The 14,352-nt window shown below is 72.8% G+C and carries 12 protein-coding genes; 8 read left to right on the top strand and 4 right to left on the bottom strand.

The annotated features are described in order from the left end of the window. Positions 1-8: 8 nt before the first annotated feature. On the bottom strand, positions 9-512 hold the full coding sequence (locus tag AC07FY_RS16925) for a GNAT family N-acetyltransferase (protein WP_479006670.1): 504 nt from the start codon (positions 510-512) through the stop codon (positions 9-11). Between the two features lie 38 nt (positions 513-550). Between AC07FY_RS16925 and AC07FY_RS16920 the strand changes: the two genes are divergently transcribed. Beyond that, positions 551-1,354 (top strand): exodeoxyribonuclease III, encoded by an 804-nt coding sequence (locus AC07FY_RS16920; protein WP_479006667.1) that lies wholly within the window; start codon positions 551-553, stop codon positions 1,352-1,354. Here the strand turns inward: AC07FY_RS16920 and AC07FY_RS16915 are convergent. Next, positions 1,336-2,088 carry a MerR family transcriptional regulator gene (locus AC07FY_RS16915; RefSeq protein ID WP_479006664.1) on the bottom strand — a complete coding sequence of 251 codons (753 nt, stop codon included), beginning with the start codon at positions 2,086-2,088 and terminating at the stop codon, positions 1,336-1,338. The two genes, AC07FY_RS16920 and AC07FY_RS16915, sit on opposite strands and share 19 nt — an antisense overlap. 153 nt (positions 2,089-2,241) lie before the next feature. On the opposite strand from AC07FY_RS16915, the gene AC07FY_RS16910 reads away from it, so the two are divergent. The 4 genes from AC07FY_RS16910 (at position 2,242) to AC07FY_RS16895 (ending at position 5,994) form a co-directional block, all read left to right on the top strand. Then, positions 2,242-3,855: a flavin-containing monooxygenase gene (locus AC07FY_RS16910; protein WP_479007086.1), complete on the top strand. Its 1,614-nt coding sequence runs from the start codon at positions 2,242-2,244 to the stop codon at positions 3,853-3,855. Next, complete coding sequence (locus AC07FY_RS16905; protein ID WP_479006661.1) at positions 3,852-4,772, top strand: alpha/beta fold hydrolase; 921 nt, start codon at positions 3,852-3,854, stop codon at positions 4,770-4,772. Before AC07FY_RS16910 ends, AC07FY_RS16905 begins: the two co-directional genes overlap by 4 nt. Further along, positions 4,769-5,653 carry an SDR family oxidoreductase gene (locus tag AC07FY_RS16900; protein ID WP_479006658.1) on the top strand — a complete coding sequence of 295 codons (885 nt, stop codon included), beginning with the start codon at positions 4,769-4,771 and terminating at the stop codon, positions 5,651-5,653. Before AC07FY_RS16905 ends, AC07FY_RS16900 begins: the two co-directional genes overlap by 4 nt. A 77-nt stretch (positions 5,654-5,730) precedes the next feature. Then, positions 5,731-5,994 (top strand): hypothetical protein, encoded by a 264-nt coding sequence (locus AC07FY_RS16895; protein ID WP_479006656.1) that lies wholly within the window; start codon positions 5,731-5,733, stop codon positions 5,992-5,994. Between the two features lie 159 nt (positions 5,995-6,153). Here AC07FY_RS16895 and AC07FY_RS16890 read toward each other — a convergent pair whose 3' ends face one another. Next, on the bottom strand, positions 6,154-9,444 hold the full coding sequence (locus tag AC07FY_RS16890) for a S41 family peptidase (protein ID WP_479006653.1): 3,291 nt from the start codon (positions 9,442-9,444) through the stop codon (positions 6,154-6,156). Between the two features lie 168 nt (positions 9,445-9,612). Between AC07FY_RS16890 and AC07FY_RS16885 the strand changes: the two genes are divergently transcribed. Beyond that, positions 9,613-10,203: a TetR/AcrR family transcriptional regulator gene (locus tag AC07FY_RS16885; RefSeq protein ID WP_384230164.1), complete on the top strand. Its 591-nt coding sequence runs from the start codon at positions 9,613-9,615 to the stop codon at positions 10,201-10,203. A gap of 126 nt (positions 10,204-10,329) precedes the next feature. Continuing rightward, positions 10,330-12,540, top strand: a complete 2,211-nt coding sequence (locus tag AC07FY_RS16880; RefSeq protein ID WP_479006649.1) for an MMPL family transporter — start codon at positions 10,330-10,332, stop codon at positions 12,538-12,540. Positions 12,541-12,681: 141 nt separating this feature from the next. On the opposite strand, the gene AC07FY_RS16875 is transcribed toward AC07FY_RS16880, so the two are convergent. Further along, complete coding sequence (locus AC07FY_RS16875) at positions 12,682-13,137, bottom strand: SsgA family sporulation/cell division regulator (protein WP_479006646.1); 456 nt, start codon at positions 13,135-13,137, stop codon at positions 12,682-12,684. 165 nt (positions 13,138-13,302) lie between these two features. Here AC07FY_RS16875 and AC07FY_RS16870 point away from each other — a divergent pair, with 165 nt between their 5' ends. Further along, positions 13,303-14,352 carry an energy-coupling factor ABC transporter permease gene (locus AC07FY_RS16870; protein WP_479006643.1) on the top strand — a complete coding sequence of 350 codons (1,050 nt, stop codon included), beginning with the start codon at positions 13,303-13,305 and terminating at the stop codon, positions 14,350-14,352.

Here is a 14,352-nt window from a genome sequence, read left to right as displayed (position 1 = left end):
ACCAGCCCTCAGGCGGGGAGGCGCAGCGGCTTCGCCATGCAGCGGCTGGAGTCGTGGAAGCGGTAGTGGCCGAACTTGGGGGCCATGGAGTAGCCCGAGGACAGGTACAGGGCGATGGCCTCCGGCTGCTGGTCGCCCGTCTCCAGGACCATCCGGGTGCGGCCCGCCGCTCGGGCGTCGTCCTCCAGGGCGGCCAGGATCCGGCGTGCGAGGCCCAGCCCGCGGGCCCGGGGTATGACGTACATGCGCTTGAGCTCGGCGTCGCCGTCCGCGTAGCCCTCGGCGTTGCGATCCTGGCTGCGCCACCCGCCGCTGGCGACCGGCGCGCCCAGGGCGTCGTACGCCAGCAGGTAGAGGCCCCGCGGCGGCGCGAACATGGCGGGGTCGAGATAGGTGGCGTCACCTTCGCCGTCGTTGTACCGGACCCGGTACTCCAGCTGGACCTCGTCGTTGAGTTTGACCGCGTCCGGGTGGTCGTAGGGCACGTGCTGGAGCTGGATCCCGTGAGACATCCGAACATCGTACGGAACCGTGCGGCTAGGGTGCGGGGATGCTCACCGTGACCTCCGTGAATGTGAATGGGATCCGCGCCGCCGCCAAGAAGGGCTTCGGGGCGTGGCTCGAGGGATCCGACGCCGACGTCGTCTGCCTGCAGGAGGTGCGGGCCGAGGAAGGGCAGATCCCGCAGGAGGTGCGCAGTCCCGAGGGCTGGCACACCGTGTTCGCGCCGGCCGCGGCCAAGGGCCGGGCCGGGGTCGCGGTCTACACGCGGCGCGCCCCCGAGGGGGTGCGGATCGGGTTCGGGAGTGACGAATTCGACACCAGCGGGCGCTACCTCGAGGTGGACCTGCCGGGCGTGACCGTCGCCAGCCTCTACCTGCCCTCCGGTGAGGCCGGGACGGAGCGGCAGGAGGAGAAGTACCGTTTCATGACGGAGTTCCACGCCTACCTCACGGCGCTGCGGACCCGGGCCGCCGCGGAGGGGCGCGAGGTCGTGGTCTGCGGGGACTGGAACATCTGCCACCGCGAGGCCGACCTCAAGAACTGGAAGACGAACCGGAAGAACGCCGGCTTCCTGCCCGAGGAGCGCGAGTGGCTCGGCACGGTGTACGACGGCGCCGGGTACGTGGACGTGGTGCGCCGGCTGCATCCGGACACCGAGGGCCCGTACTCCTGGTGGTCCTACCGCGGGCGGGCCTTCGACAACGACGCCGGCTGGCGGATCGACCTCCAGGTCGCCACCCCGGGCCTGGCGGCGAGGGCCGTGAAGGCGTTCGTGGAGCGGGCCGAGACGCATCCGGAGCGGTGGTCCGACCACGCCCCGGTGACGGTCGTCTACGAGCTGGGTGCGTGACCGGAAGCAGAAGCGGAATCGGAAGCGGAGTCCGGAGCCGGAGCGGGGCCCGAGGTCGAACCGGGACCGGCCCCCGACGCCAGCAGCCGGTCCATCGCCATCGTCAGCTCGGCCTCCACGACGCTCTTGGCCAGCGGGCGCATGCGCGGCAGGGCGTCCGGCGTGAGGTGGGCCGAGATCAGTTCGGTGAACAGGGCGGCCATCGCGTCCGCGTGCTCGCGGACGCGCCGGCCCGTCTCCAGGACGGCGGACAGCGGCACCCCCTCGCGCACCAGGGCCGAGGAGACGTCCAGCAGGCGGCGGCTGACGTGCACGATCTCGTCGCCGTCGGTGGCGAGGTAGCCGAGGTCCAGCGAGGCCGCCAGGTTCTCGGGAGTGACCTCGCCCTCGAAGTAGTCGGCCAGCGCCTCGGGCGTCAGCCGTACGGGGGTCTCCTCCGACCAGCCCATGCCGAGCAGTTCGCCGAGCTGGCCGACGTCGCGGCCGTTCTCGAAGGCGGCCGTCAGCTCCGCGATGCCGCCCAGGGTGTGGCCGCGCTCCAGCAGGGCGGCGATGGTGCGCAGCCGGGCCAGGTGGTGGTCGTCGTACCAGGCGATGCGGCCCTCGCGGCGCGGCGGCGGGAGCAGTCTGCGCTCGCGGTAGAAACGCAGGGTGCGGACCGGGATGCCGGCCGCCTCGGCCAGTTCCTCCGTACGGTATTCGCGCACTGCCGTCCCCGCTTCCCTGTCCACCACGCCCGAAGCCTATGGCGTACTGGCGGTAACTTTCCGGGCCGGCCCCCTACCCATGAGTACGGGCCTGCTCTACTCTCCCGATTGTGCCAGTGATTGCTGGCAGTGTTGCGGATGGGGAAGGCGGCGGGCATGGGCGGCTTGGGCGGCGGCGACATCACGAAACGCGAACACGTACGCGTGGCGGTGATCGGGTCCGGATTCGGCGGGCTCGGCGCGGCCGTGCGGCTGCGGCGCGAGGGGATCACTGACTTCGTCGTACTGGAGCGCGCCGACTCGGTCGGCGGGACCTGGCGCGACAACAGCTACCCGGGGTGCGCGTGCGACGTCCCCTCGCACCTGTACTCCTTCTCCTTCGCTCCCAACCCGGACTGGCCGCGCACCTTCTCCGGGCAGCCGGCCATCCGCGCGTACCTGGAGCACGTCGCCGACACCTTCGGGCTGCGCCGGCACATCCGGCTCGGCCACGAAGTCCTGCTGATGCGCTGGGACGCGGACGAGCTGCGCTGGGAGATCGAGACCTCGGCCGGCACGCTCACCGCCGACGTCGTGGTCTCGGCGACGGGGCCGCTGTCCGACCCGAAGATGCCGGAGGTGCCCGGGCTCGCCGGGTTCCCGGGCAAGGTGTTCCACTCCGCGCGCTGGGACCACGACCACGACCTCGCCGGCCAGCGCGTCGCCGTGATCGGTACGGGCGCCTCCGCCATCCAGATCGTGCCGGCCATCGCGCCCGAGGTCGAGCGGCTGACCCTCTTCCAGCGGACCCCGCCCTGGGTGCTGCCGCGCACCGACCGGGCCATCACCGCCGTGGAGCGCTGGCTGCACCGCCAGCTGCCCTTCACCCGGGCGGCCCGCCGCGGACTGCTGTGGGGCATCCGCGAACTCCAGGTCAGTGCCTTCACCAAGCGGCCGAACCAGCTCGGGCTCATCGAATCGCTCGCCAAGGCGCACATGGCGCGTGCGATCAAGGACCCGGCGCTGCGCGCCACGCTCACGCCCTCCTACCGGATCGGCTGCAAGCGCATCCTGCTGTCCAGCGAGTACTACCCGGCGCTGGCGCAGCCCCACGTGGACGTGGTCGCCTCCGGGCTCAAGGAGATCCGCGGCTCGGTGCTGGTCGCCGCCGACGGGACGGAGACCGAGGCGGACGTGATCGTCTTCGGCACCGGCTTCCACGTCACGGACATGCCGATCGCCGACCGGGTGGTGGGCGCGGAGGGCCGGACCCTCGCGGAGGAGTGGAAGGACGGGATGCAGTCCCTGCGCGGGGCGACCGCGGCGGGCTTCCCCAACTGGATGACGATCATCGGTCCCAACACCGGGCTGGGGAACAGCTCGATGATCCTGATGATCGAGTCGCAGCTCGCCTACATGGCCGACTACCTGCGTCAGCTGGACGTGCTGGGCGGCAGGGTGGCGCTGGCCGCCCGGCCCTCCGCGGTGCACCGGTGGAACCGGCAGGTGCAGGCCCGGATGGAGCGGACGGTGTGGAACACCGGCGGCTGCACCAGCTGGTACCTCGACGCGCAGGGGCGCAACACCACCGTGTGGCCGGGCACGACGGGCGAGTTCCGCCGGGAGACGCGGAGCGTCGATCTGGCGGAGTACGAAGTCGTACGGATCCGCGAGCGGGAGGCGGTCCCGGCCGGGCGCTCCCGCGGGGGCTCCGGGGCCGCCGGTGCGGCGCCGTTGCCGGGGGCGCTGCCCCCGGACCCCCGCGCCTCGAACGCCGGCGGGGCCGGATCGGCCGGATCGGCGGGTGCCGCGTGAGCCGGCTGACGCACGTCACCGCCGGGCGCTACGCGCCACCGGCCGCGCGGCGCGAGCTCGTCGCCGAATCCGCCGACGGGGCCCGACTGCACGTCGAGGTGCACGGCCAGGAAGGCGCGCCGACCGTGGTGCTGGCGCACGGATGGACCTGCTCGACCGCGTTCTGGGCCGCGCAGATCCGCGAACTCGCCGGCGACCACCGCATCATCGCCTACGACCAGCGCGGCCACGGCCGCAGCCCCGCGGCCCGGATCCACAGCACCACCGCCCTCGCCGACGACCTGGTCGCCGTGCTCAAGGCCGTCCTCGCCCCCGGCGAGCGGGCGGTCGTCGCGGGGCACTCCATGGGCAGCATGACGATCATGGCGGCCGCCGCCCGGCCGGAGTTCGCCGAACACGCCGCGGCCGCGCTGCTGTGCAGCACCGGCAGCGGCCGGCTGGTCGCCGAGGCGCGGGTCCTGCCGCTGCGCGCCGGACGGGCGCGCACCCTGCTGACCGGCGCGGTCCTCGGCGCCCGTGCGCCGCTCGGCCCGGTCACACCGCTCGCCCGGAAGATCCTCAAGTACGCGACGATGGGCCCCGGTTCCGCGCCCGACAAGGTCGAGGCCTGCGCCCGTATCGTGCACGCCTGCCCCACGCGGGTCCGGCACGCCTGGTCCGAGGTGCTCGCCGCGCTGGACCTCGACGCCGACGTGGCCCGGCTCACCGTGCCCGCCGCCGTCGTCTGCGGTACGGAGGACCGGCTCACGCCCGTCGCGCACGCCCGCCGCCTGGCGGCCGAACTGCCGAACTGCGTGGGCCTCACCGAGCTCACCGGCATGGGGCACATGACCCCGATCGAGGCCCCGGAGGCCGTCAGCACCGCGCTGCGCGAGCTGACCTCGCTGTATCTCGACGAGAAGGAGAAGTCGCTGTGAGCGCTCGCAGGAGTCTGGAAGGCCAGGTCGCCGTCGTCACCGGCGCCGCCCGTGGAGTCGGCGAGCTGCTGGCCCGCAAACTCTCCGCGCGCGGCGCGAAGGTCGCCCTCGTCGGCCTGGAGCCGGACGCCCTCAAGGAGGTGTCCGAGCGGCTGCACAGCGACAGCGACCACTGGTACGCCGACGTCACCGACCACGAGGCCATGGCCCACGTCGCGCAGGAGGTCAAGCAGCGCTTCGGCAAGGTCGACATCGTCGTGGCCAACGCGGGCGTCGCCTCCGGCGGGCCGTTCGCCGACTCCGACCCCGCCGCCTGGCGGCGGGTGATCGAGGTCAACCTGATCGGCGGGGCCGTCACCGCCCGGGCCTTCCTGCCGGTGCTGACCGAGAGCCGCGGCTACTTCCTCCAGATCGCCTCGCTCGCCGCGATCACCCCGGCGCCGATGATGACCGCCTACTGCGCCTCCAAGTCCGGAGTCGAGGCATTCGCCCACTGCCTGCGCGCCGAGGTCGGCTACAAGGGCGTCAAGGTCGGCGTCGGCTACCTGTCGTGGACCGACACCGACATGGTGCGCGGGGCCGATCAGGACGAGGTCATGCGGGAGCTGCGCCGGCGGCTGCCGTGGCCCTCGAACCGCACGTACCCGCTGGGCCCGGCCGTCGACCGGATCGTCGCGGGCATAGAGCGGCGCTCGGCGCACGTGTACGCGCAGGGGTGGCTGCGGGGCATGCAGGGGATGCGCGGCTACCTGCCGGGCGTCATCGCGGCGGTCGGGCAGCGCGAGATGAGGCGGTTCGAGCCGCGGTTGGCCGGTGTCTCCAAGGGGCTCGTCGGGGCCGGCGGGGCCGCGGACGAGCGGGAGCGCACGCAGAGTAACTGATCGAAATGCGGCTTTCGTCGGCCCGTGCCAGGCTGGTCGAGCCAACCAACCGACACCCCTCTTGGAGGGAAAGAAGCATGGGCATCAAGGACCAGTTCACCGAGAAGGCACAGGAACTCAAGGGCCGGGCCTCGCAGGCCGCGAAGGGCGCACAGGACCAGGCGTCCGAGCGCTCCCGGCAGCTGAGGGAGAAGAAGTCCCCGGCAGCCGGCGAGCGGCCGCAAGCCGACCGGACCCGCGAGGCCGACCGGACCCGCGAGGCCGACCGGACCCGCGAGGCCGCCCGGACCCGCGAGGCCACCCGGACCCGTGAGGGGTCCGAGGAGAACTGGGACGCCTGACGGTTGTCGGGACGGAAGGGGCGCGACCTGGTGGTCGCGCCCCTTCCGCATGCCCCGCGCCGGCCTTGCGGGCTTGGCCCCGGGAGCCCTCCGCCTGGCCCCGGGGGCCGGTTGTCCTCCGTGATCCCGGGGCCTCTCCGCTACGGCCCCGGGGGTCCGTTAGGGCCTCGGCGGCAGCTTCGGGCGCCGCAGGTCCGGCACGTCCGTGTAGCCGGGGGGCACCGCTGCCGGGTCCTGCTCCAGGAGTTCCAGGGCCAGGTGCACGGCGTCGTCCAGCTGCGCGTGCCGCCCCTCCGCCCAGTCGAGCGGGGTGCGCAGGACCGCGAGGTCGGGCTCGACCCCGTGGTTCTCCACCGACCAGCCGTACTCCGGGAACCAGGCGGCGTTCATCGGCACCGTGATCACCGTGCCGTCGCCCAGGGTGTGCCGGCCGGTCATGCCGACCACCCCGCCCCAGGTGCGCTGGCCCACCACCGGGCCCAGCCCGAGCAGTTTGAAGGCCGCGGTGATCATGTCCCCGTCCGAGGAGGTCGCCTCGTCGGCGAGCGCCACGATCGGGCCGCGCGGCGCGTTGGAGGCGTAACTGACGGGCTGGGCGCCCCGGGTGAGGTCCCAGCCGAGGATGGACCGGGTCAGCTTCTCCACCACCAGCTCGCTGATGTGCCCGCCCGCGTTGCCGCGTACGTCCACGATCAGCGCGGGCCGGGACATCTCCATCCGCAGGTCGCGGTTGAACTGGGCCCAGCCCGAGCCGCCCATGTCGGGGATGTGCAGGTAGCCGCACCGGCCGCCGCTCAGCTCGCGGACCACGGTACGCCGCTTGGACACCCAGTCCTGGTAGCGCAGCGGCCGTTCGTCGATCAGCGGGACGACGGCCACCCTCCGGGCGCGGCCCTCGCCCTCCGCCGACTGGAAGGTGAGCTCCACGGTGGTGCCGCCGGCCCCGGACAGCAGCGGGTAGGGACCGGTCACCGGGTCGACCGGGCGGCCGTCCACATGGGTGAGCACGGCGCCCTCCCGGATGCCGGTGCCGGCCAGCGGGGAGCGGGCCTTGGAGTCGGAGGACTCGCCCGGCAGGATCCGGCTGACCACCCAGGCCCCGTCCCGCGGGACGAGATTGGCGCCGAGCAGCCCGATCGCCCGCTGGTAGTGCGGGGGGCCCTCGTTGCGGCGGGAGGAGGCCACGTACGCGTGGGAGGTGCCGAGTTCGCCGAGCACTTCGCGCAGCAGGTCGGCGAACTCGTCCGGCGAGGCGACCCGTTCGACCAGGGGGCGGTACTGGCGCAGCACCCCGTCCCAGTCGATGCCGCACATCTTCGGCTCCCAGAAGTAGGCGCTGATGAGCCGGCCCGCCTCTTCGAACGCCTGGCGCCATTCGGCGGCCGGGTCGACCTCGTGCAGGATGCGCCGCAGGTCCAGGTAGACGGTGGAGTCGCTGTCACCCGACTCGGTCGCCGGGACGGCCCGCAGGTCGCCGTCGTCGTTGACCACGAGCCGGGTGCCGTCGCCGCTGACCGCGAACCAGTCCAGCCCCGAGGCCAGTTCGGTCTTGCGGGCCTTGGTGAGGTCGAAATGCTCCAGCGTCGGCTTGCCGCTGATGTCGGCCGGGTTGGCGAAGGTCTCGCCGAGCGCGCCGGAGATCGGCCAGCGCAGCCACACCAGCCCGCCGCCGTGCACCGGATACAGCGCCGAGTACTTGGAGGCGGTCACCGGGAACGGGGTGACCCTGCTCTCCAGGCCCTCCACCTCCACGGTCACCGTGCCGTCGCCGCTGTCCGGCTCCCCCTCGCCGGGGTCGAGGCCGCCCGCCGCCGGGCGGCCCTCGGCGGACAGGGCGAAGGGGGAGGGGGTCGCCGAGGAGAGCGGCACCAGGTACGGGCGGCAGCCCAGCGGGAAGGACAGGTCGCCGGTGTGCACGTCGTACACCGGGTCGAAGCCGCGCCACGAGAGGAAGGCCAGATAGCGGCCGTCCCGGGTGAAGACCGGATTCTCGTCCTCGAAGCGGCCGTTGGTGACGTCCACGACGGTCCGGGCGCCCGGACCGGAGATCCGGGCCATCTTGATCTGCCGCAGGGACCGCCCGATGCCGGGGTGGGACCAGGTCAGCCAGGACCCGTCGGGAGAGAACGCCAGGTCGGTGACGGGCCCGTTGTCGGACCGGATGAGCTCCGTGACCTCGCCGCCGGACTCCTCCGTGTCCGCGGCGGCGTCCGCTTCCTCGGACACGGTGAGCAGGAGCAGCCGCCCGTCGTTGGAGGCGACGGCGAGCCGCTCCCCGTCCGGGTCCGACAGCAGTTCGGTCACCCGTCCCAGCTTGCCCGAGGCCAGCCGGCGCGGTTCGCGCTCCCCGGAGGCCCGCGGCAGGTAGGCGATCTCGACGGCGTCCTCACCCTCGGCGTCGGTCACGTAGGCGACCTGCCCGCCGCTGCCGAGCATCTCGGGCAGCCGCACCCGTACGCCCGGGGTGTCGGCGATGGTCCGGGCCGGGCCGTCGCGGTGGGTCAGCCAGTACAGGCTGCCGCGCACGACGACCGCACTGGCCCGGCCGGTGGCGTCCACGGACAGCGAGTCGACGTGGTGGGCGGCCGGCACCTGGTACGGACGGCGGCCCGCGCGCGGCCCGCCGAGCCGCACGTCGAGCCGGCGCGGCAGGGCGTCCGGGGCCAGGGACTCGACGAGCCAGATCTCCCCGGCGCACTGGTACACGATCCGGGTGCCGTCGGTGGAGGCGTGCCGGGCGTAGAACTCCTCGTGGTCGGTGTGCCGGCGCAGGTCGGTGCCGTCGGGCAGGCAGGAGTAGAGGTTGCCGACGCCTTCGTGGTCGGAGAGGAACGCGACGCGGCCGCCGACGAACATCGGGGAGTCGAGGTGGCCCTCGACGTCCTCCAGCAGCTGCTTGCCGTGCAGCCACAACCGGCCGGTGGCGCCGCCGCGGTAGCGCTTCCAGGCGGCGGGCTCGTGCGGCGGTTTGCCGGTCAGCAGCAGGGTGCGGTGCTCTCCGTCGATGTCGGCGACCTGGATGTCGGAGCACGGCCCCCAGGGGAGGCGCCGGCCGGGGCTGCCGTCGGTGGGCACCTTGTGCGCCCAGGCGAAGTGCGAGAACGGCTGGCCGTGCGAGGAGACCGCGAGGACGTTGCCGTCCGGGTCCCAGCCGCAGACCCGGGTGTCGGTGGAGCCCCAGTAGCTGAGCTGGCGGGCGGGGCCGCCCTCGACGGGGGCGAGGTGGATCTCCGGGTCGAGGCTGCGCCAGGTGGTGAAGGCGAGGTGCCGGCCGTCGGGGGAGAAGCGGGGGTGGCTGACCCGGGTCCGGTCGACGGTGACCCGCCAGGCGCGGCCCACCGGAGCTCCAGGGGGAACCAAGGGTGCCAGCCAAAGATCGTCCTCGGTGGCGAAGCACAGCAGGTCGTCGTGCAGGTGCGGGAAGCGGAGGTACGCGACGTCGTGACTCACCCCCCAATGCTTTCCGCGCAGGAGGGGCCCGGCAACTCGTACAGGTGATCCATGCCACTCCCCGAAGCGAAACGGAACGGTTTCGTTTCGATGGGGGGCGGGGTATCGTCTGAAGGGTACGGAACGCGTTCGTTTCGATAAGAGGCCGTTCGGGCGGGAGGCACGGAGATGACCGAGGCGATGGCGGCCCGGCGCAGCCGGATCACCCCCGAGCGGGAAGCCGAACTCCACGGAGCGGTCCTGGACCTGCTCCGCGAAGTGGGGTACGAGGCGCTGACCATGGACGCGGTCGCCGCCCGCACCAAGTCCAGCAAGGCCACCCTCTACCGCCAGTGGGGGAGCAAGCCGGAGCTGGTCGCCAAGGCCCTGCGATGTACGCAGCCCGTCTCGCTGCGGGAGATCGACACGGGCAGCCTGCGCGCGGACTTCGCGCGCATGGTCGAATGCTCCGACGACGCGCAGATGGCCAAGGACACCGCGCTGATGCGGGGCCTGGCCCATGCCGTGCACGAGAGCCCGGAGCTGCACAAGGCCCTGCGGGACCTGCTGGTCGATCCCGAGATCAACGGCCTGCAGGCGATGCTCCAGCGTGCGGTGGACCGGGGCGAGATCCGCCCGGACTGCCCGGCGCTGGACTTCGTACCGCACATGCTCATCGGGGCGTTCATCGCGCTCCCCCTGATCGAGGACCGCCCGGTGGACCGGAACTTCCTCGGCCACTTCATTGATGCCGTGGTCTTCCCCGCCCTCGGCGTCTGAACCCCGCTCACCCGTCCCCGCGCACCGCCCGCTGTTCCTGACACGCCGCTCTCGTCGTCGGGCCGGCTCCCCATGCCCTGATCCGCACCGGATCCATCCCACGACTCGAACGGGAGAACCACCGACGTGGCCACCTTCCTCTACCGCCTCGGCCGGGGCGCCTTCCGGCGCCGCGGCCTTGTCGCCCTCATCTGGGTCGCGCTGCTGTTCGCCGCCGGTTTCGGCGCCGCATCGGCCTCCGCGCCCACCTCAGGCTCCTTCTCCATACCCGGCACGGAGGCCCAGCGGGCCTTCGACGTGCTGGACCGGAAGTTCCCCGGGGCGGCCGCCGACGGCGCCACCGCCCGGATCGTCGTCAAGGCCCCGGCCGGCGCCAAGGTCACCGACCCGGAGCCCAAGGCCCAGGTCGAGAAGATCGTCGAGGACCTCAAGTCCGGTCCCGGCAAGGACCAGATCTCCTCGGTCGCCGACCCGTACCAGAGCCAGGCCGTGAGCCAGGACGGCTCCACCGCCTACATCAGCGCCAAGTACAAGGTCAGCGGCATGGAGCTGACCGACGCGGCCCGCGAGGCGCTGACGGAGTCCGGCAAGGACGCCCAGGCCCGGGGCCTGACCGTCGAGATCGGCGGCGACGCGCTGATGGCGGCCCCCGAGACCGGCTCCGGTGAGATCATCGGCATCCTGGTCGCCGCGATCGTCCTGGTGATCACGTTCGGTTCGCTGATCGCCGCCGGTCTGCCGCTGCTGACGGCGATCATCGGCGTGGGCATCGGCGTCTCCTCCATCACCGCGCTCGCCAACGTGCTGGACCTCGGCAACACCACCGCCACCCTCGCCACGATGATCGGCCTCGCGGTCGGCATCGACTACGCCCTCTTCATCGTCTCCCGCTACCGCGCGGAGCTCGCCGAGGGCCGCGAGCGCGACGAGGCCGCCGGCCGGGCCGCCGGAACCGCCGGCTCCGCCGTCGTCTTCGCCGGTCTGACCGTGGTCATCGCCCTGGTGGGCCTGGCCGTCGTCAACATCCCGATGCTCACCAAGATGGGCTTCGCGGCCGCCGGAACCGTGGTCATCGCGGTGCTGGTCGCCCTCACGCTCGTCCCGGCCATCCTCGGCTTCGCGGGCCGCAAGGTCCTGCCGGCGGGCGAGAAGAGCAGGCTGTTCGGCAAGGGCAAGACCGAGGTCAAGGACGGTTCGGCGCCCGCTGAGAAGAAGCCCAACGGAGGCACCCGCTGGGCGCGCTTCGTCCTGCGCCGCCCCGTCATGGTCCTGCTGGCCGGTGTGATCGGCCTCGGCGTCATCGCCGTGCCGGCGAGCAAGCTGGAGATGGGCCTGCCGGACGACGGCGCCCAGCCGGTCTCCACCACCCAGCGCAAGGCGTACGACCTGCTCTCCGCCGGCTTCGGCCCTGGCTTCAACGGCCCGCTGCTGGTGGTCGTGGACGGTGACAAGGCGCTCGCCGACTCCACCGCCGAGCGGATCAAGGGCCTGGAGGGCGTGGCCGCGGTCGTCCCGCCCCAGGCGAACGAGGCCGGCGACGCCTCGATGATCACCGTCGTCCCGAAGGACCGCCCGTCCTCCACGCAGACCGAGGACCTGGTCCACGAGATCCGCGAGGGCAGCGGGGACGACGTGATGGTCACCGGCGCCACCGCGATGAACATCGACTTCTCGCAGAAGATGAACGACGCGCTGCTGCCCTACCTGGCGCTGGTGGTCGGCCTCGCCTTCCTGCTGCTGATGCTGGTGTTCCGCTCCATCCTGGTCCCGCTCAAGGCGGCCCTCGGCTTCCTGCTCTCGGTCGTCGCCGCCCTCGGCGCGGTCGTCGCGGTCTTCCAGTGGGGCTGGCTCGGCTCGGTCTTCGGGGTGGAGCAGACCGGCCCGATCATGTCGATGATGCCGATCTTCATGGTGGGCGTCGTCTTCGGTCTGGCCATGGACTACGAGGTCTTCCTCGTCACCCGGATGCGCGAGGCGTACGTGCACGGCGAGCGCCCGGGCCAGGCCGTCGTGACCGGCTTCCAGTACAGCGCCCGCGTCGTCGTGGCCGCCGCCGTCATCATGATCGCGGTGTTCGCGGGCTTCATCGGGGCCAGTGAGCAGATGGTCAAAATGATCGGCTTCGGCCTGGCCGTCGCCGTCTTCTTCGACGCCTTCGTGGTCCGGATGGCCATCGTCCCGGCGGTGCTCGCCCTGCTCGGGCACAAGGCCTGGTGGCTGCCGCGCTGGCTGGACCGGCTGCTGCCGAACGTCGACGTGGAGGGCGAGAGCCTGCGCAAGCACCTCGCCGGCTCCTCGGAGGGCCCGGACAAGGACCGCGAGCTCGTCAACGCCTGACCGTCCTCCCGCCGTCCCGTACGGCGCGCACTCCGGCCCCGTACCGCCTGATCGCCAGGCGGTACGGGGCCGGGGTGCGTCGTGCCGTCGTCGAGCGGCGTCCGGAGGGGCCGGTTGCGCCGGACGGGTCGGGCGCTGCCCCTACCGGGTGACGGAGGCGTACGTACGGCGCAGGAAGCGGCGCAGGGCGGCGATGTCGAACTGGACCACGGCGACCCCCTCGGGGGAGTGGAACTCCACCACCGCCTGGACGCGGCCGCAGGGCCAGATGCGGACGTCCCCGGTCCCGGTCGGGGCCTGCAGGCCCGCCTCGAGGAGGGCGCGGGGGAAGACCCACTCGTTGTCGGTGCCCTCGGGGGAGAGGTCGGCGGGGAACACGATCCGTACGGCGAGCGGTTCGGACGCGGCGAAGCGCAGGGCCGCGGGGACCTTCCGGTAGAGCGGGTCGTCGCTGATCACCCGCGCGGTGACGCGCTCCTCGACGGCGTCGGCAGCCGGGGTGGCCGTCGCGGTCGTGGTGGCCGTCGCCGTCGCGGTGGCCGTCGCGGCGCCGGTCGCCGAAGCGCCGGCGGGGAAATTCTCGGCGGAGGCAGGCACGACAGACTCCTCTATTCGGAACATATGCGTCCGTTTATCCCAAGCCTCGCACATCGCCGTGAATCCGCACGGATCCCTTTCGGGATGTGGACGCTCTTGCCAATCGTTTGCAACTGAGCACTATTCTTGAACGGTTCCAGACTGTGTGAGAAGCGGAGCTACTCCATGCATGTGCCCGACGGATTCATCAACGCACCCGTCTCGGTGGCCGCCGGAGTGGCGGCCGTCGCCGCCGTCGCCGTCAGCCTCCGCGGCGCCCGCCGCGAGCTCGACGAGCGCACCGCGCCCCTGGCCGGCCTGGTCGCCGCATTCATCTTCGCCGTGCAGATGCTCAACTTCCCCGTCGCCGCGGGCACCAGCGGACACCTGCTCGGCGGGGCGCTCGCCGCGATACTCGTCGGCCCCTACACGGGTGTGCTCTGCGTGTCCGTCGTCCTGCTCATGCAGGGCATCCTCTTCGCCGACGGCGGCCTGACCGCCCTCGGCGTCAACATCACCGTCATGGGCGTCGTCACCGTCGTCCTCTCCTACGCCGTCTTCCGCGGGCTCCTCGCGGTGCTGCCCGCCACCCGCCGCTCCGTGACCGCGGCCGCCTTCGCCGGTGCCCTGATCTCGGTGCCCGGCGCGGCCGCCGCCTTCACCGCGCTCTACGCCGCCGGGGGCACCACCGACGTCCCGCTCGGCAAGGTGCTCACCGCGATGGTCGGCGTGCACGTGCTCATCGGCATCGGCGAGGCCGCGATCACCGCGGCCACCGTGGGCGCCGTGATCGCCGTACGGCCCGACCTGGTGCACGGTGCGCGCGGACTGGCCGCCCCGCTGAAGCTGCGCGTCGGGGGCGAGCTGGTCGACGCCCCGGCCGCCGCTCCCGCCCCGGCCGCTGCCCGCTCCACCCGGAAGGTGTGGGCCACCGGTCTGGTCACCGCCCTGGTCCTCGCCGGGTTCGTCTCCTTCTACGCCTCCGCCAGCCCCGACGGCCTGGAGAAGGTGGCCGCCGACCAGGGCATCGACGCCGCCGCCCGGGAGCACGCGGCCGCCGGCTCCCCGCTCGCCGACTACTCCGTCAAGGACGTCGCCGACGCCCGCCTGTCCGGCGGCCTCGCGGGGGCCCTCGGGGTCGGGGCCACCGTCGCGGTCGGCACCGGCGTCTTTTGGGCCGTCCGCCGCCGCCGCAACGACGAGCGCCCGGCCGCCGCCCGGGTCTCGGCGGGCTGA

It is taken from the genome of Streptomyces sp. NPDC045967 (assembly GCF_056430495.1).
The sequence above is the reverse complement of the archived record's forward strand: the minus strand, read 5'-3'. Positions and strand labels throughout refer to the sequence as shown.

Bases quoted from the DNA above. Each gene is read 5' to 3' on its own strand.
- AC07FY_RS16925 (WP_479006670.1), bottom strand. From the start codon at position 512: ATGTCTCACGGGATCCAGCTCCAGCACGTGCCCTACGACCACCCGGAC.
- AC07FY_RS16920 (WP_479006667.1), top strand. From the start codon at position 551: ATGCTCACCGTGACCTCCGTGAATGTGAATGGGATCCGCGCCGCCGCC.
- AC07FY_RS16895 (WP_479006656.1), top strand. From the start codon at position 5,731: ATGGGCATCAAGGACCAGTTCACCGAGAAGGCACAGGAACTCAAGGGC.
- AC07FY_RS16885 (WP_384230164.1), top strand. From the start codon at position 9,613: ATGACCGAGGCGATGGCGGCCCGGCGCAGCCGGATCACCCCCGAGCGG.
- AC07FY_RS16870 (WP_479006643.1), top strand. From the start codon at position 13,303: ATGCATGTGCCCGACGGATTCATCAACGCACCCGTCTCGGTGGCCGCC.